Consider the following 17,031-nt stretch of genomic DNA (forward strand, 5'->3'; position numbering starts at 1 on the left):
CAGACGATACCCCTACGCGATGACCGCCTCCGCCAGCAGAGAGGCCGCATCGAACCTTCTCCAACGGAGCACTGAATAATGAAAAAGCTGATTAACCGTGTTGAAGATGTACTGAATGAACAATTACAGGGGCTGGCTAAAGCCCACCCGCAGCTGACCCTGCATCAGGACCCGCTGTACGTCACCCGCGCCGACGCGCCGGTGGCCGGCAAGGTCGCCCTCCTCTCCGGCGGCGGCAGCGGCCATGAGCCGATGCACTGCGGCTATATCGGCCAGGGGATGCTCTCTGGCGCCTGCCCGGGGGAAATCTTCACCTCGCCGACGCCGGATAAAATGTTCGAATGCGCGATGCAGATTGACGGCGGCGAAGGCGTCCTGCTGATTATCAAAAACTACACCGGCGACATCCTGAACTTCGAAACCGCCACCGAGCTGCTGCATGAGAGCGGTATAAAAGTCACCACCGTGGTGGTCGACGACGACGTGGCGGTGAAAGACAGTCTCTATACCGCAGGCCGCCGCGGCGTCGCCAATACCGTTCTGATCGAAAAACTGGTCGGCGCCGCCGCCGAGCGAGGCGATTCGCTGGAGGCCTGCGCTGAACTGGGGCGCCGCCTGAATAATCTCGGCCACTCCATTGGCATCGCCCTTGGCGCCTGCACCGTACCGGCTGCCGGACAACCCTCCTTTACCCTGCAGGACGATGAAATGGAGTTCGGCGTCGGCATTCACGGCGAGCCGGGCATCGACCGCCGTCGCTTCAGCTCACTGGACCAAACCGTCGATGAGATGTTCGATACCCTGCTGGAGAATGGCGCCTACAGCCGCACGCTGCGCCAGTGGGATACCGTTAAGGGCGCGTGGCAGGAAGTGAAGCAGAGCAAAACCGCGCTACACAACGGCGACCGGGTCATCGCCATGGTCAATAACCTCGGCGCCACGCCGCTGTCCGAACTGTACGGCGTCTATCACCGGCTCGCCCAGCGCTGTGAAGCGTCCGGCATCATCATCGAACGCAACCTCGTCGGCAGCTACTGCACCTCGCTGGATATGGCGGGCTTCTCCATCACCCTGCTGAAAGCGGATGATGAGACGCTGGCGCTATGGGACGCCCCGGTTCATACCCCGGCGCTGAACTGGGGAAACTAAGGAGCACGACATGTCACTGAACAGAACGCAAATCGTCGACTGGCTGTACCGCTGCGGCGATATCTTCACTAAAGAGAGCGATTTTCTCACCGGCCTCGATAAAGAGATCGGCGATGCCGACCACGGCCTGAATATGCACCGCGGGTTCAGCAAGGTGGTGGAAAAGCTGCCGTCGATTGCTGATAAAGATATTGGCTTTATCCTCAAAAACACCGGCATGACGCTGCTCTCCAACGTCGGCGGCGCCAGCGGCCCGCTGTTCGGCACCTTCTTCATTCGCGCCGCGCAGGTCACTCAGGCCCACCAGAGCCTGACCCTCGACGAACTATACCTGATGATCCGCGAAGGCGCGGACGGCGTCGTCAACCGCGGTAAAGCGGAGCCAGGGGATAAAACCATGTGCGACGTCTGGCTGCCGGTGGTGGACTCCCTGCGCCAGTCCAGCGAGCAGCATCTGTCGATCGCCGCCGCGCTGGATGCCGCCTGCAAAGCAGCGGAGGCCGGCGCCCACAGCACCATCACCATGCAGGCGCGCAAAGGCCGCGCCAGCTACCTTGGCGAACGCAGCATCGGCCATCAGGATCCGGGCGCCACGTCAGTGATGTTTATGATGCAGATGCTGGCCGCCGCGGCCAAAGAGTAAGGAAATCGCGATGGTAAACCTGGTTATTGTTTCTCATAGCGCCCGGCTGGGCGAAGGTGTCGGAGAACTGGCCCGGCAGATGTTAATCAACGACGGCTGCAAGCTGGCGATCGCCGCCGGGATCGACGATCCCGACAGCCCGATCGGCACCGATCCGATCAAGGTCATGGAAGCGATCGAATCCGTCGCCGATACCGACCACGTGCTGGTGATGATGGATATTGGCAGCGCGTTGCTTAGCGCCGAAACCGCCCTCGACCTGCTCGATCCGGCGATTGCCGCGAAGGTGCGGCTGTGCGCCGCGCCGCTGGTGGAGGGGACGCTGGCGGCCACCGTCAGCGCCGCCTCCGGCGCCGGGATCGACAAAGTGATCGCCGACGCCATGAACGCCCTGGAGGCCAAACGGATCCAGCTGGGTTTACCTTCGCCAACCCCTGACGCCGCCCCGGCGCCGACGCTTGCCGACGATGGCGACAGCAAGTCGCTTGCGGTCGTCATACAGAACCACAACGGCCTGCACGTGCGTCCGGCGTCGAAGCTGGTCGCCGCGCTGGCGGGCTTTAACGCCGATCTGCTGCTGGAGAAAAACGGGAAGTGCGTCAAACCGGACAGCCTCAACCAAATCGCCCTGCTGCAGGTGCGGCGCAACGATAAGCTGCGCCTGCTGGCCCGCGGGCCAGAGGCCGATGCGGCGCTGGCGGCGTTTCAGGCGCTGGCCGCCGATAACTTCGGCGAATCTCCTGCGGCGCAACCGGCAGCGGCCCCGGCCGCCCCCGAGCGCGTCGAAGGCATCGCGCTGCGCTATCCGCTGGCCCTGATCCAGCCGGTCCGCCCGGCCGCCGCCGATGTCGCCCACGAGCAGCAGCGGCTGCGCCGGGCTATCGACCAGACGCTGGCGGATCTCACTGCCCTGACCGAGCTGGCGGAGAATAAATTTAACGCCGATATCGCGGCGATTTTCGCCGGGCACCACACCCTGCTCGACGATGAGGATCTGTTTGATGCCGCCAACGATCGTCTGCTCACCGACCCGTGCTCGGCGGAATGGGCGTGGCATCAGGTGCTGATGGAGCTCAGCCAGCAGTATCGCCAGCTGGATGACCCCTATCTCCAGGCGCGCTATATCGATATCGAAGATATTCTGCAGCGCACCCTGCGCCATCTGCAGGACGTGCAGGAAACGCTGCCGATGCCCGGCGAGCCGACCATTATTATCGCCGACAACATGTTCCCGTCAGCCGTCCTGCAACTGGATGCCAGCCGCGTGAAAGGCCTGTGCCTGCGCGACGGCAGCGAACAGGCCCACAGCGCGATCATCGCCCGCGCGGCGGGGATCGCCTGGCTGTGTCAGCAGGGCGAGGCGCTGAACAGCGTGCAGCCCGGCGAGCCCATCGCGCTCGATATGCGCCGCCAGCGCCTTATCCGTCACTAAATCCACTTTGTCCGTTACCGCTCCGGAGGCCTGCCTCCGGAGGGTGAGTTTTCGCTTACTCTTCAGGAACCACTATGTCTCAATTCTTTTTTAACCAGCGCGCCAGCCTCGTCAACGATGTGATTGAGGGAACCATCATCGCCAGTCCGTGGAACAACCTCGCCCGGCTGGAGAGCGATCCGGCGATCCGGGTGGTGGTCCGTCGCGACCTGAATAAAAACAACGTGGCGGTGATCGCCGGCGGCGGCGCCGGCCACGAACCGGCGCACGTCGGCTTTATTGGTAAAGGCATGCTGACCGCCGCGGTTTGTGGCGATCTGTTCGCCTCGCCGAGCGTCGACGCGGTGCTTACCGCCATTCAGGCGGTGACCGGCGAGGCGGGCTGCCTGCTGATCGTAAAAAACTATACCGGCGACCGGCTGAACTTCGGCCTCGCGGCGGAGAAAGCGCGCCGTCTCGGCTACAACGTGGAAATGCTGATCGTCGGCGACGACATTTCGCTGCCGGAAAACAAACAGCCGCGCGGCATCGCCGGTACGCTGTTCGTCCATAAAGTGGCGGGCTATTTTGCCGAGCGCGGCTGCAATCTCGCCACCGTTCTGCGCGAAGCGCAGTATGCCGCCAACCACACCGCCAGCATCGGGGTGGCGCTGGCCAGCTGCCATCTGCCGCAGGAGGCGGACAGCGCGCCGCGCCATCAGGCCGGCCACGCCGAGCTGGGAATGGGCATCCACGGCGAACCTGGCGCCTCCACCATCGCCACGCAAAACAGTGCGGACATCATCAACCTGATGGTGGAAAAACTGACCGCTGCCCTGCCGGAAACCGGCCGTCTGGCGGTGATGCTCAATAACCTCGGCGGCGTGTCGGTGGCCGAAATGGCGATCCTGACCCGCGAACTGGCCAACACGCCGCTGCAGGCGCGCGTTGACTGGCTGATTGGCCCGGCCTCGCTGGTGACGGCCCTGGATATGAAGGGTTTCTCGCTGAGCGCCATCGTGTTGGAAGAGAGTATTGAGAAAGCGCTGCTGGCGGATGTGGAAACCGCCGGCTGGCCGCGGCCGGTGCAGCCGCGGACGGTTAACATCATGCCGTCCACTCTCGCCAGCCCGCGCGTCGACTTTACGCCTTCGGCCAACCCGCAGGTGGGTGATTACGTGGCCCAGGTGACCGGCACCCTCGTCGGGCTTGAAGACCATCTCAACGCGCTGGATGCCAAAGTGGGCGATGGCGATACCGGCTCCACCTTCGCCGCCGGGGCGCGTGAGATTGCCGACCTGCTGCAGCGCCAGCAGCTGCCGCTGAACGATCTGCCCACGCTGTTCGCGCTCACGGGCGAACGCCTGACGGTGGTGATGGGCGGCTCCAGCGGGGTATTGATGTCGATCTTCTTCACCGCTGCCGGGCAGAAGCTGGGGCACGGCGCCAGCGTGGCCGAGGCGCTGAACGCCGGTCTGGAGCAGATGAAATTTTACGGCGGCGCCGAGGAAGGCGACCGGACAATGATCGACGCGCTGCAGCCAGCGCTGGCGGCGCTGCTCGCCGAACCGGAGAACCTGCAGGCCGCTTTTGCCGCGGCGCAGGCCGGCGCGGATCGCACTTGCCAGTCGGGCAAAGCCGGCGCCGGACGAGCGTCCTATCTCAATAGCGACAGCCTGCTCGGCAACATGGACCCCGGCGCCCACGCGGTGGCGATGGTGTTTAAAGCGCTGTCGGAACGATAAACTTCCCCCGGTAGCGCGGCGCTTACCGGGGCTACAAATCGGCGCCAACCGTAGCCCGGATAAGGCGCAAGCCGCTATCCGGGTTTTACCACGATGGCTTTTTACTTGCTGTGCCAGTACGCCTGTGAGCGCACCAGCTGCTGATCGATGCTCTCAGCCTCAAAGCGCGCCAGCAGCGATTTCACCACCGCACCTTCGCCGGTCAGCCAGATGAAATAATCCTCCGCCGGCACCTTCACCTGCGCCAGACGCTCGGCGACGAACGCCGGATGGTGGCCCGCCACCCACTCGATGTTAAAGCCGTCGAGGTCCGCCAGATAATCTTTATATGACGCATCGGCGATAGTGACGATGGCCGTCACCTGCGGCGTCACCGCCAGCTGACGCAAACCCAGCAGACGACGACGCAGCGCCGGCATACCGGACTCATCGCAGACATACAGTTGCCAGGCGTAATCCTCCGGCACCACCAGCGAGCCGCGCGGACCGCCGATCACCAGCTTATCGCCCGCTTTTGCCTCCAGCGCCCAGCGGCTGGCGATTCCGCCGTCGTGGATAAAGAAGTCGTACGCCAGCTCATGGCGTTCGGCATCGTACAGCGGCGTATAGTCGCGGGTAGCAGGCCGCACGCCCTCGCCCCAGTCAATCCCCTCCTCGGTCACCTGCGGCGGGGCAAACGCCGCGCCCGGCTCCGGGAAGAAAAGCTTGGTGTGGTCGTCAAAACCGCGGGAAACGAAACCTTCCAGCGCCTCGCCTCCCAGCACGATGCGCTGGAAAGCCGCGCCTGCGCGCTCCACGCGCAGCACCGTCAGCTCACGGAAACGCAGCTCATTGCGGACACGCTGCGGGTACTTGTCTGCTTTGGTTTTTGTCATCATCGATCGCCTTCGTGAACAGTAAATAGATATATCTAAACTCGATGCAAATGATAATGATTGCCATCTAAAAAGAATGCAAGTCTTTTTTTGATATAGTCAAAACAAACCGCATTAAAATACCAGCGTCAGAAATAAACACATAAATATCAACAAATTAAAAAATAAATCACAACCAGCATTGCGAGAATTCATTTTTTAGATATAAATTAGATATATCAAAACATAGCAGGAGGTAACCATGCGACATCATCATGAAGACGGGCGTGGGCCGCGCGGGCGCCACGGTGACCCCAGCGAACACGGCGACCATGGCCGTCGCGGCGGCGGACGTCGCCAGCGTTTCTTTGGCCACGGCGAACTGCGGCTGATTATTCTGGACATCCTCAGCCGCAGCGCCAGCCACGGCTATGAGCTGATCAAAGAGATCGAAACCCTCACCCAGGGGAACTACAGTCCCAGCCCGGGGGTGATCTACCCGACGCTGGATCTGCTCCAGGACCAGGGTCTCATCAGCGTGGAAGACGACAACGGACGCAAAAAAATCGTCATCAGCGAAGAGGGGAAACAGCTGCACGCGGAGAACCAGGAGCATCTGTCCCATATCCAGGAGCGTCTGCAGGCGCGGATGGTCGGCTGCGAGCTGCGCCGCGATCCGCAGATGAAGCGCGCGCTGGAGAATTTCAAAGCGGTCCTCGACCTGAAAGTGAACCAGCAGGCCAGCAGCGCCGCCCAGCTCAAGCAGATAATCGGCATTATCGACCGGGCGGCGATGGAGATCTCCCAGCTCGACTAAGCCTCTTTTCTCACCATCGGCTGCCCCGCGCTGGGGCAGCCCGCACCACGACGGATCGTGCCGCTCAACGCCGCAAGGCAGAAAATCTCGTCAGCTCAGGAATAAAACGTGCCAATAATGGCGCCATGAGATTAAATTTTACACATTTCGTCTTTTACTTTGCATTTATCCCGATTTTCACCGCTTCTGCCGAACTGGCGTAATCCCTGCAATACTTAATCCAGTATCGTGTGATACGTCCGCCCCAGGAGCACATTTTGAACAGGTTACCTTCCAGCGCATCGGCTCTGGCCTGCAGCGCACACGCACTGAATCTCATTGAAAAGCGCACGCTTGACCATGAGGAAATGAAAGCACTTAACCAGGAGGTCAGAGAATACTTTAAAGAGCATGTGAATCCGGGGTTTTTAGAGTATCGAAAATCGGTCACAGCCGGCGGGGATTACGGAGCCGTAGAGTGGCAAGCGGGAGGGTTAAATACGCTTGTCGACACCCAGGGACAGGAGTTTATCGACTGCCTTGGCGGGTTTGGCATCTTCAATGTAGGGCACCGTAATCCAGTTGTGGTATCCGCCGTCGAGAATCAACTCGCGAAACAACCGCTTCACAGTCAGGAACTGCTGGATCCGCTACGCGCGATGCTGGCGAAAACCCTGGCGGCCTTAACGCCCGGCAAACTGAAGTACAGCTTCTTCTGCAACAGCGGTACCGAATCGGTAGAGGCGGCCATCAAGCTGGCGAAAGCCTATCAGTCGCCGCGCGGTAAATTCACCTTCATCGCCACCAGCGGCGCCTTCCACGGCAAATCGCTGGGCGCGCTGTCGGCCACCGCCAAGTCGACTTTCCGCAAACCGTTTATGCCGCTGCTGCCGGGCTTCCGCCATGTGCCGTTCGGCGATATCAACGCCATGCGCACCATGCTGAGCGAGTGCAAGAAAACCGGCGACGACGTCGCGGCGGTGATCCTTGAGCCGATTCAGGGCGAAGGGGGCGTGATCCTGCCGCCGACGGGGTATTTGCCGGCGGTGCGTAAGCTGTGCGACGAGTTTGGCGCCCTGCTGATCCTCGACGAAGTGCAGACCGGCATGGGCCGCACTGGCAAGATGTTCGCCTGCGAGCATGAGAACGTTCAGCCCGACATTCTGTGTCTGGCGAAAGCGCTCGGCGGCGGCGTGATGCCGATCGGCGCGACGGTGGCGACGGAAGAGGTCTTCTCGGTGCTGTTCGACAACCCGTTCCTGCACACCACGACCTTCGGCGGCAACCCGCTGGCCTGTGCGGCGGCGCTGGCGACCATCAACGTGCTGTTGACGCAAAACCTGCCGGCGCAGGCGGCGCAGAAAGGCGATATGCTGCTGGACGGTTTCCGCCTGCTGGCGCAGGAGTATCCGGACCTGGTGAATGAAGTGCGCGGGAAAGGCATGCTGATGGCCATCGAGTTTGTCGATAACGAGATTGGCTACGACTTTGCCAGCGAGATGTTCAGACAGCGGGTGCTGGTCGCCGGGACGTTAAATAACGCCAAGACGATCCGCGTTGAACCGCCGCTGACGCTCACCCTTGAGCAGTGCGAGCAGGTGCTGAAGGCGGCGCGTAAGGCGCTGGCGGCCCTGCGCGTCTCGGTTGAAGAGGCGTAATAAACTGCCCCTCCCCCCGGTCCTCTCCCAATGGAAGAGGACCGGGATTATCTTCTGCTCTGGATTTCCCTCACACCTGCGGTAGCAGGCCGATAAAGCTGCGCTTCTGCCGCGGCTGCGACATCATCTCTTCCAGCTTTTCGACGCAGGCTAAATAGTGCGGGGTCTTCTTATGCGCCAGCACCGCCTCATCGTCTTTATAGGCTTCGTAGATAAAAAAGCGGGTCTTCACCTCCGGGTCCTGCAGGACATCAAAGCGCAGGTTGCCCGGCTCCCGCAGCGCCCCTTCGTGGTTGGCGCGGAACACCTCGAGAAACTCATCCACCCGCTCGGGTTTGATATTGATCTCCACCAGCGTCACATTCATTTCCGCTCTCCCTGTTTCTCTTCCTGCCAGAACTGGTACGCTTCGCGCGCGTTCAGATTCTCATGCACCACCTTTTTCACCGCCTTCAGCATTGCGCGCGGGGCGCTGGACTGGAAGATATTGCGCCCCATATCCACCCCGGACGCCCCCTGGTCGATCGCCCGCCAGCACATCTCCAGCGCCTCATGCTCCGGCAGCTTTTTCCCCCCGGCGATGACGATCGGCACCGGGCAGCTGGCGGTCACTTTTTCAAAGCCTTCCTCAACGAAATAGGTCTTCACAAACTGCGCCCCCATTTCGGCGGCAATCCGGCTGGCCAGCGAGAAGTAGCGCGCATCGCGGGTCATCTCTTTGCCGACGCCGGTCACCGCCAGTACCGGCATACCGTAGCGGTTGCCGGCGTCCACCAGTTTGATGATGTTGTTGATCGACTGATGTTCGTATTGGCTGCCGATATAGACCTGCGCCGCCACTGCGCAGACGTTCAGGCGCAGCGCATCTTCCATCGCCACCGCCACGCACTCGTTGGAAAGTTCGCTGAGGATCGAGTTGCCGCCGGAGGCGCGCAGCACCACCGGTTTGTTGGTCGCGGCCGGCACCTGACTGCGCAGTACGCCGCGGGTGCACATCAGCACGTCGGTTTCCTCGAACAGCGGCGCGATAGAGAGATCGATGCGCTCCAGCCCGGTGGTGGGTCCCTGGAAGTAACCATGATCGAAGGCCAGCATGACCGTGCGGTTGCTGTGCGGATTAAAAATGCGCGCCAGCCGCGACTGCATGCCCCAGTCCAGCGAGCCGCAGCCTTTCAGGGTATACAGCGTGTTCTGCTGCGGGCGGTCGAGGCCGAAGTCCTTGCCCTCTTTGATATCGTCTAAATCAGCCATCTCATCCTCCGTCAGAAGTCGTAGTTATTGATGTTCTCTTTGCTGAACACCACGCGCTCCGGCAGCAGCACGATACCGTTGCCCTTCGCCTCATACTGGTAGCCCTGCACGCTGTTCGGTTCGACCTTCAGCGAGCCGATATCTTTCACCTCAACGCTGTCGCCGACGTTAAGATCGCCCTTTTTCAGCAGACGATCGGCGACGTTAACCGCAATTTTGCCCTGCTGAACCACATCCCACAGGCCAAAGGCTTTCACCGTGCCGCGCTCCACGTACGGGCGCATCACGTTGGGGGTACTAAAGCCGACGATCGCCACGCCCTGGCGCTTGAGGTTTTCCGCCGCCTGCGCCGCCGCCGGCAGGGCATTGGCATCCGGCGCGATAATGGCGTCAAGATCCGGATACGCTTTTAAGATCCCCTCGGCGGTTTGCAACGATTTGGTGGCATCGTTATAGCCGAACTGGGTGGTGACGATTTGCCACTGCGGATGTTCTTTTTCGATTTTGGCTTTGGCTTCCTTCACCCACTGGTTCTGGTCGGTCACCGTCGGGCTGGAGTAGAAAAACGCCACTTTGGCAGCGGGCCTGGTCACCTGCTTTTCCGCCATCTCCACCAGCAGGCCGCCGAGCTGCTGCGGCGTGCCCTGATTGATATAGATGCTGCGGCACTCCGGTTTGGTATCGGAATCCCAGGTCAGGACCTTCACCCCGCGCTGCATCGCCCGCTTCAGCGCCGGACACAGGCCGTCCGGCGAGACGGCGGAGACGATAATGGCGTTGTAGCCCTGGTTGACGAAGTTGTTGATAAGCTGCACCTGGCCGGAGACGCTGGGCTCGGTGGGGCCGTCATAGGTGACATCCACGCCCAGCGCTTTCCCCGCCTCTTTCGCGCCGTTGCCGCCGCTGGTAAAGAAGCCCACGCCGACCAGCTTAGGTATAAAGGCGATGCGGTCCGCCGCCTGGGCGGTTGCCACGCTTAACGCCAGCGCCAGGACGCTCGTCTGGAGGATTCGTTTGGTTTTCATCGTATGTTTATGCTCCGATTGTTTTACGCGAGAAAAGACGCCGCCAGGTCGCGCGCACCCATTCACGGTGCAGGCTCAGCGAACGCCCCATCACCACCACAACCAACAGCGCCCCTGACAGCGCGCTCGACACCTGGTTGGGGATGCCGACCATCTGTAAACCCTGTTGCAGATATCCCACCAGCAATGCCGCCAGCGCGGTACCCAGTATCGATCCCGAGCCGCCGTAAATATTGGCCCCGCCGAGCACCGCCGCGGTCAGCGCCGGCATCAGCAGATCACGGCCTAAATCCGAACGCGCCGAGCCAAAATAGGAGACCATCACCAGCGCCGCGACCGCCGAGGCAATACCGACCAGGCCATACAGCACATACGGGATGCCGTTGACCGACAGCGCCGCATAGCGCGCGGCGCGCGGGTTTTGCCCGAGTAAAAAGAGGTGGCGGCCAAAGCGCCCGCGATGGGCCAGTAGCCAGAAGAGAAAGGTGATACCCGCGAACAGCACCAGCGGCAGCGGCAGCCCGCCCAGGGTTAAATTGGCGAAGGCGGTGAAGCTGTCGGGAAAGCCGCCGATCCCCTCATAACCGGTGGCGCCGGCCATGCCGGAAAGCAGCAGCGCGCCGCCGCCGTACAGATACAGCGTCCCGAGGGTGATCACCAGCGGGCTGATGCCGGTGTAGTGGATCAGCGCGGCGTTGATTAGCCCGCACAGCAGCCCCAGCAGCAACGTCAGCGACACCGCCAGCCACAGCGGCCAGCCCGCCTGGGTCATCACCCCGAGGGCGATGGCGCACAGTCCGATGGTCGAGCCCAGCGAAATATCGATCCCGCCGCTGATAATCACCAGCGTCAGCGGCAGCGCGACGATGCCGATGCAGATAAAGTCGCTGGTGCTAAAGAGCAGCATATTGAGATCCAGCATGCGTGGATTCAGCGCGCCGAACAGCAGGATTTCCACGACTAACAACGCCAGCAGCGCGCTTTCCCAGTTAAGCTTCAGCTTCATTTACGCCACCTCTTTGCTTTTGCGTTCGGGAAAGCGGGCAACCTGTTTGCCCCCTTTGTTGCCGGGCTGGAAACGGCTGTACTTCAGCGCCCGCTGATGGCGGGTCAGCGCCTGGCGCAGGCGGCCATCAAGGACCAGCACCCCGAGCAGGACCAGGCCGGCGATAAAGTCATTCCACCAGGCGGGAAGGCGGAACAGCACCAGCACGGTGTCGATTTGGGTGAGGAAGAAGGCGCCGAGAAACGCGCCGAGCAGGGTGCCGGTGCCGCCGAGCAGCGAAATCCCGCCCAGCACGCAGGCGGCGATGGCTTTCATCTCCAGGCCGCTGCCGGTCTGATTGGGCACAAAGCCAATCTGCGCGGCGAAGACGATCCCGGCGCAGGCCGCCAGCATACCATTGAGGGTAAAGGCCAGCATCCGCGTGCGGTTGACCGCCACGCCCAGCTGGCGGGCAGCGGCGAGGTTATCGCCAACGGCATAGAAATCACGCCCAGAGGCGGTGCGCGACAGCAGCCATGCGCCCGCCAGCAGCAGCGCCAGCACCAGCCAGCCCAGCGGCGAGACGCCGATAAACAGCGGCTCCGAGAGCGATTTCAGGCTATCGGGCAAGCCTTCGATCCATTTCCCGCCGGTCCACAGCAACATCACCCCGCGATACAACCCCAGCGTGCCGAGGGTGGCGACGATCGCCGGAATGCGCAGCCCCACCACCAGCAGGCCGTTAAAAGCCCCGGCCAGCGCGCCAATCGCCAGCGCGAAGGCGATCGCCGTCGCCAGCCCGTAGCCGTTGTTCAGCGCCACCCCAACGGCGATGGCGCTCAGGCCAACGGTGGAGCCCACCGACACGTCGATATTGCGGGTCAGCATCACCAGCGTTGCCCCCAGCGCCAGCAGGCACAGGATTTGCGAGCTGGCGAAAATCATCGCCAGCGTCTGCAGGCTGAAATAGGCCGGATTGAGCGCCACCAGCACGGCAAACAGCGCCACGATGGCGAAGAAGGCGCTCAGTTCGCGATTCTTGAGTAACGTTTTCATGCCTGCCCTCCGAAGGCCAGGGTCATCATGCGATCGACGGTCACCGCCTGCCGCGCCAGCTCGCCGCTGTGGCGGCCCTGATGCATCACCAGCACCCGGTCGGCCAGACCGACGAACTCCTCCACATCGGAAGAGATCATCAGCACCGCCACATTTTGCGCGGCGACGCTTTTCAGCAGCTGATAGATATCGGCGCGGGCGGAGACATCCACGCCGCGCGTCGGCTCATCGACAATCAGCAGCAACGGATTAGCTTCCAGACAGCGCGCCAGCAGCACCTTCTGCTGGTTGCCGCCGGAGAGAGTGCGTACCGGCTGGTCGCCATCGGCCAGCTTGATCCCCAGCGCCCGGTGATAGCGCTCGACCACCGCCGCCTCCCGTTTCCCCTGCTGCCACCACGACGGCTGATTGAACATCACCGTGTTCCAGCGCACCGGCGCATCGAGAAACAGCCCGGAGACCTGGCGGTCTTCGGGCAGATAGACCAGCCCGCTGGCCAGCCTGGCGCGGGTGCTCTCCTGACTAATCTCGCGGTTCTCCAGCCAGATCCGCCCGGCGCGCGGCGGACGCAGGCCGTATAAGGTTTCGGCAAATTCGGTGCGCCCGGATCCCACCAGCCCGGCGAGGCCGACGATCTCCCCGGCGCGGATCTCCAGACTGAGATCAATAAAACCTTCGCCGGTGAGATCCTCCACCCGCAAAACGGGAAAATCCTGCGCCTGGGTGCGGCGGTTGCCCGGCAGCGCCAGCCACAGCTTTTGCGTGTCGCTCAGCGCATGGTCGCGGCTGGCCGGCGTCATGGCGCTGATAAGCTGTTGGTCGCCGTAGCCCGCCGTTTCGCCGCTGAGCACTACCGCCCCATCGCGCATCACCGACACATGGCTGGCAAGCTGGCGGATTTCCGGCAGTTTGTGCGAGATAAAGACGATCCCCACGCCGAGCCCCTGCAATGCCCGGATCTGCTGAAACAACCTTTCCGTTTCGCCCGGCGTTAAAGAGGCGGTGGGTTCATCAAGGATCAGGATCCGCGCCTCGCGCATCAGGCCGCGCAGGATCTCGACCATCTGTTGATCGGCTACCTCAAGCGTGCTGGCGCTGGCGTCCAGGTTGATCTGGCAGTTCAGCTGCTGCAGTTTTTCCTGCAGCCGCGCGGCGGTATCCGCCCGCTTCGGCAGACGAAAGAGAATGTTCTCGCGCACGCTGAGGTTGGGAAACAGCATCGGCTCCTGCGGCACCAGATAGATGCCCAGCTGGTGGGCCAGCGCCGGGTTAAGGCGCGCAAACGCGCGTTCGCCGATCGTCAGTTCACCGCTATCCGGGGTTTCGACGCCGGCGATGATCTTCATCAGCGTCGATTTACCCGCGCCGTTGCCCCCCATCAGCGCATGCACCTGGCCCGCGCATAGCGTAAAGTCGATGCCCTTCAGCACGGCAACGCCGGAGAACTGTTTGCGGATCTGGCGAGCTTCAAGCAGTGGCTTCATCGTCGCGCCTCGTTTGAACAAATGATTTTTAAATATAATAATGTTCAAAAGCGTAGACGGTGAACTATATTTACAACCGTGCGAAGATCACAGTTTGGCGCTTTAGATCGTCCGGAAAAAAGGGGCCAGAGAGGAAAGATCCGTTTTGCCAGTCGGCTCACACTTTCCGGCCGCGCAATAGCGAACATATGATCTAAATTTTTATAAGAGTTCAATTTATGAGCGAAAAACGCATTACGGAAGACCATCGCTACGCCGGGCTGGCGTTAGCCGAGGAAGAGCTGGTGGCGCGGGTGGCGTGGTGTTACTACCACGACGGCCTGACGCAAAACGACATCGGCGAGCGTTTGGGGCTGCCGCGGCTGAAGATTTCCCGCCTGCTGGAGAAAGGTCGCCAGTCCGGGGTGATCCGCGTGCAGATCAACTCGCGCTATGAAGGGTGTCTGGCGCTGGAAAGCGAACTCCAGCAGCGCTTTGGCCTCAAGATTGCTCGCGTGCTGCCGGCGCTCAACACCCCGCCGATGAATACCCGGCTGGGGATAGGCGCGGCGCAGTCGCTGATGGGGATTCTGCAACCAGGACAGCTGCTGGCGGTCGGCTTCGGCGAAGCCACCATGAGCTGCCTGCAGCATCTCAGCGGCTTTATCGGCTCGCAGCAGGTGCGGCTGGTGACCCTCTCCGGCGGCGTCGGCCCCTATATGACCGGCATCGGTCAGCTGGATGCCGCCTGCAGCGTGAGCATTATTCCGGCGCCGCTGCGGGTCTCGTCGGCGGAGGTCGCCGAAATCCTGCGCCGCGAATCCAGCGTGCGCGATGTGATGCTGGCGGCGACGGCGGCGGACGCGGCGGTGGTTGGCATTGGCGCTATCGATCAGCGGCGCGACGCGACCATTCTGCGCTCCGGCTATATCAGCGAGGGCGAACAGCTGATGTACGCCCGCAAAGGGGCGGTCGGCGACATTTTAGGTTATTTCCTGCAGGCCGACGGCCGGCCGGTAGAGGGGCTGGAGATCCATCGGGAACTGCTCGGCGTGACCCTGGATGAGCTGGCGCAGCTGCCGACCATCGTCGGCGTCGCCGGAGGAGAACAAAAAGCGCAGGCGATTCATGCCGCTCTGATTGGCAAGCGGATTAATGGCCTGGTAACGGAAGAGACAACAGCACGCGCGGTGCTCGCACTGGCCTCCTGAAGGCCCGGCGCCGCGCGACAACAGCGAGGCGCATGTCATGAGTTACCTGTTAGCGTTAGATGCCGGGACCGGCAGCATTCGGGCGGTCATTTTCGATCTCAATGGCCGCCAGCTGGCGGTGGGCCAGGCCGAATGGAAACACCTGAGCGTCTATAACGTCCCCGGCTCGATGGAGTTCGACCTTACCACCAACTGGCAGCTGGCCTGCCAGTGCATTCGCCAGGCGCTCGACGCCGCCCGGCTCTCTCCCGCCGATATTCAGTCCGTCGCCTGCTGTTCGATGCGCGAAGGGATCGTCCTCTATGACCGCAACGGCGAGGCTATCTGGGCCTGCGCCAACGTTGATGCCCGCGCCAGCCGCGAAGTCGCGGAGCTTAAAGAGATCCACGACTATCGTTTTGAATCCGAGGTGTACGAGGTCTCCGGGCAAACGCTGGCGCTCAGCGCGATGCCGCGCCTGCTGTGGCTGGCGCACCATCGGCCCGATATCTACCGCAAGGCGGCGACCATCACCATGATCAGCGACTGGCTGGCGGCGAAGCTTTCCGGCGAGCTGGCGGTCGACCCGTCAAACGCGGGCACCACCGGCATGCTCGATCTGTTCAGCCGCGACTGGCGTCCGGCGCTGCTGGATATGGCCGGGCTGCGCGCCGATATGCTGTCGCCGGTGAAAGAGACCGGCACGCTGCTGGGCGCCGTCACCGAAGCGGCAGCCCAGCAGAGCGGCCTGCGCGCCGGGACGCCGGTGGTGATGGGCGGCGGCGACGTGCAGCTCGGCTGCCTGGGACTCGGGGTGGTGCGCGCCGGACAAAGCGCAGTGCTCGGCGGCACCTTCTGGCAGCAGGTGGTGAATCTGCCGCAGGTGCGCACCGACCCGCAGATGAATATTCGCGTTAACCCTCACGTCATTCCCGGCATGGCGCAGGCGGAGTCCATCAGCTTTTTTACCGGCCTGACCATGCGCTGGTTCCGCGACGCCTTCTGCGCTGAAGAAAAGCTGATTGCCGAGCGCCTCGGCGTCGATGCCTATTCGCTGCTGGAGGAGATGGCCAGCCGCGTACCCGCCGGTTCCCACGGCGTGATGCCTATTTTTTCCGACGCCATGCACTTTAAGCAGTGGTACCACGCCGCGCCGTCGTTTATTAACCTCTCCATCGATCCGGAGAAGTGCAATAAAGCCACTCTGTTCCGCGCCCTGGAGGAGAACGCGGCGATTGTCTCCGCCTGCAACCTGGCGCAGATATCGCAGTTTTCCGGGGTGACTTTCGATAGCCTGGTGTTTGCCGGCGGCGGCTCGAAGGGAGCGCTGTGGAGCCAGATCCTCAGCGACGTCACCGGCCTGCCGGTGCGGGTGCCGGTGGTCCGCGAAGCCACCGCCCTCGGCTGCGCCATCGCCGCCGGCGCTGGCGCCGGGCTGTACGGCGACATGGCCAGCGCCGGAGAAAAGTTAGTGAGCTGGCACCGCGAGTTCACCCCTAATCCGCAGCATCGCGAGCTGTATCAGGAGATGATGAGTAAATGGCAGTCGGTCTATGCCGATCAGCTTGGTCTTGTCGATAGCGGGCTGACAACGTCGATGTGGCAGGCGCCGGGCCTCGAACGCCGCCAGCGCGCTGTGTCTTCCCCCTCACCCTAATCCTCTCCCGGCGGGAGAGGGAACCGTTCAGCGCGAAGCCTGATTTTCAGTGCCCGCTTGCCCCTCTCCCTTTGGGAGAGAGGCAACGCTTCGCCGTTCTTTGAATCCCATCACAATCACCGCACTCCCCTTTTCCCTTTTTCTTCAC

15 protein-coding genes are annotated in these 17,031 nt (G+C 62.2%); 8 read left to right on the forward strand and 7 right to left on the reverse strand.

Translation table 11 applies throughout. The annotated features are described in order from the left end of the window. The first annotated feature begins 78 nt into the window (after positions 1-78). The 4 genes from dhaK (at position 79) to ACOI6Z_RS08240 (ending at position 4,948) form a co-directional block, all read left to right on the forward strand. Positions 79-1,149 carry a dihydroxyacetone kinase subunit DhaK gene (gene dhaK / locus ACOI6Z_RS08225; protein WP_064155343.1) on the forward strand — a complete coding sequence of 357 codons (1,071 nt, stop codon included), beginning with the start codon at positions 79-81 and terminating at the stop codon, positions 1,147-1,149. A 10-nt stretch (positions 1,150-1,159) separates the two neighbouring features. Continuing rightward, a complete protein-coding gene (gene dhaL, locus ACOI6Z_RS08230; RefSeq protein WP_017899726.1) occupies positions 1,160-1,792 on the forward strand; it encodes a dihydroxyacetone kinase subunit DhaL in 633 nt (210 codons plus the stop codon). Positions 1,793-1,802: 10 nt separating this feature from the next. Further along, positions 1,803-3,224: a dihydroxyacetone kinase phosphoryl donor subunit DhaM gene (gene dhaM, locus ACOI6Z_RS08235; protein ID WP_065812756.1), complete on the forward strand. Its 1,422-nt coding sequence runs from the start codon at positions 1,803-1,805 to the stop codon at positions 3,222-3,224. 74 nt (positions 3,225-3,298) lie between these two features. Continuing rightward, on the forward strand, positions 3,299-4,948 hold the full coding sequence (locus ACOI6Z_RS08240; protein WP_065812757.1) for a glycerone kinase: 1,650 nt from the start codon (positions 3,299-3,301) through the stop codon (positions 4,946-4,948). A gap of 101 nt (positions 4,949-5,049) precedes the next feature. Here ACOI6Z_RS08240 and ACOI6Z_RS08245 read toward each other — a convergent pair whose 3' ends face one another. Beyond that, entirely contained in the window at positions 5,050-5,826 is a 777-nt protein-coding gene (locus ACOI6Z_RS08245; protein WP_074423635.1) for a siderophore-interacting protein, read from the reverse strand. 238 nt (positions 5,827-6,064) lie between these two features. Here ACOI6Z_RS08245 and ACOI6Z_RS08250 point away from each other — a divergent pair, with 238 nt between their 5' ends. Both ACOI6Z_RS08250 and ygjG read left to right on the forward strand, forming a co-directional pair. Further along, positions 6,065-6,619 carry a PadR family transcriptional regulator gene (locus ACOI6Z_RS08250; protein WP_032454146.1) on the forward strand — a complete coding sequence of 185 codons (555 nt, stop codon included), beginning with the start codon at positions 6,065-6,067 and terminating at the stop codon, positions 6,617-6,619. Positions 6,620-6,876: 257 nt separating this feature from the next. Beyond that, entirely contained in the window at positions 6,877-8,256 is a 1,380-nt protein-coding gene (gene ygjG / locus ACOI6Z_RS08255) for a putrescine aminotransferase (protein ID WP_023291071.1), read from the forward strand. 70 nt (positions 8,257-8,326) lie between these two features. On the opposite strand, the gene lsrG is transcribed toward ygjG, so the two are convergent. Genes lsrG through lsrA form a run of 6 tightly spaced genes read right to left on the reverse strand, consistent with a single transcriptional unit; the run spans position 8,327 to position 14,057 of the window. After that, positions 8,327-8,623, reverse strand: coding sequence for a (4S)-4-hydroxy-5-phosphonooxypentane-2,3-dione isomerase (gene lsrG, locus ACOI6Z_RS08260; protein WP_004181386.1), 297 nt, complete (start codon positions 8,621-8,623; stop codon positions 8,327-8,329). Then, positions 8,620-9,507, reverse strand: coding sequence for a 3-hydroxy-5-phosphonooxypentane-2,4-dione thiolase (lsrF, locus tag ACOI6Z_RS08265; protein ID WP_023291072.1), 888 nt, complete (start codon positions 9,505-9,507; stop codon positions 8,620-8,622). The genes lsrG and lsrF overlap by 4 nt, the downstream gene beginning before the upstream one ends. A gap of 11 nt (positions 9,508-9,518) precedes the next feature. Then, the gene (lsrB, locus tag ACOI6Z_RS08270) at positions 9,519-10,532 is read right to left on the reverse strand and encodes an autoinducer 2 ABC transporter substrate-binding protein LsrB (protein WP_064155346.1); all 1,014 of its coding nucleotides are present in this window, start codon (positions 10,530-10,532) and stop codon (positions 9,519-9,521) included. 7 nt (positions 10,533-10,539) lie between these two features. Next, positions 10,540-11,538 (reverse strand): autoinducer 2 ABC transporter permease LsrD, encoded by a 999-nt coding sequence (lsrD, locus tag ACOI6Z_RS08275; RefSeq protein WP_087824470.1) that lies wholly within the window; start codon positions 11,536-11,538, stop codon positions 10,540-10,542. Beyond that, positions 11,539-12,573 (reverse strand): autoinducer 2 ABC transporter permease LsrC, encoded by a 1,035-nt coding sequence (gene lsrC, locus ACOI6Z_RS08280; protein ID WP_023291075.1) that lies wholly within the window; start codon positions 12,571-12,573, stop codon positions 11,539-11,541. Next, positions 12,570-14,057: an autoinducer 2 ABC transporter ATP-binding protein LsrA gene (lsrA, locus tag ACOI6Z_RS08285; RefSeq protein WP_087824469.1), complete on the reverse strand. Its 1,488-nt coding sequence runs from the start codon at positions 14,055-14,057 to the stop codon at positions 12,570-12,572. The genes lsrC and lsrA overlap by 4 nt, the downstream gene beginning before the upstream one ends. Positions 14,058-14,275: 218 nt before the next feature. Between lsrA and lsrR the strand changes: the two genes are divergently transcribed. Together lsrR and lsrK are read left to right on the forward strand one after the other, a co-directional pair. Beyond that, complete coding sequence (gene lsrR, locus ACOI6Z_RS08290) at positions 14,276-15,247, forward strand: transcriptional regulator LsrR (protein ID WP_004206105.1); 972 nt, start codon at positions 14,276-14,278, stop codon at positions 15,245-15,247. Between the two features lie 37 nt (positions 15,248-15,284). Further along, the gene (gene lsrK, locus ACOI6Z_RS08295) at positions 15,285-16,883 is read left to right on the forward strand and encodes an autoinducer-2 kinase (RefSeq protein ID WP_087824468.1); all 1,599 of its coding nucleotides are present in this window, start codon (positions 15,285-15,287) and stop codon (positions 16,881-16,883) included. Positions 16,884-17,031: the final 148 nt, after the last annotated feature.

Origin of the sequence: Klebsiella sp. C239, from assembly GCF_048822715.1 — a bacterium.
GTDB lineage: Bacteria > Pseudomonadota > Gammaproteobacteria > Enterobacterales > Enterobacteriaceae > Klebsiella > Klebsiella quasipneumoniae.